The sequence below is a fragment of the Xenorhabdus sp. Sc-CR9 genome, assembly GCF_963897815.1.
In the GTDB taxonomy this organism is placed as follows: Bacteria; Pseudomonadota; Gammaproteobacteria; order Enterobacterales; family Enterobacteriaceae; genus Xenorhabdus.
This window is the reverse complement of record NZ_CAWQTY010000135.1, coordinates 1-272: the sequence shown is the minus strand read 5'-3', so window position 1 is coordinate 272 and position 272 is coordinate 1. Positions and strand designations below refer to the sequence as shown.

The following is a 272-nucleotide window of genomic DNA, read 5'->3' as shown; positions in this document are numbered from 1 at the left end:
TGGACAGTAACACTGATTTGGATAACGCCAAACGGCATAGAAACCAACCCCAAACACCCTCTATAACTCGCTGTAAACAGTGTGAATACTGGGGTTGCTGGTGGATCACCATATTAATATCTTCTTATAAATACCACGCAATCGCGATCCACTGTTTTAGTTACCTGAACCGTTACCGTAACGCGGAGGTAACGCCTTAAGTTCCCTCTCCGTTTTCGTTGACGAAAACTTTTGGCTCTCAATTCATGTTTCGGGGGGAAACATCGTGCTGT

General features: G+C 44.9%; 1 protein-coding gene. It reads left to right on the top strand.

The genetic code is table 11. The annotated features are described in order from the left end of the window. Positions 1 to 200: hypothetical protein (locus tag AACQ81_RS06495; RefSeq protein ID WP_237388516.1), on the top strand; the 200-nt coding region annotated here is incomplete at its 5' end. Positions 201 to 272: the final 72 nt, after the last annotated feature.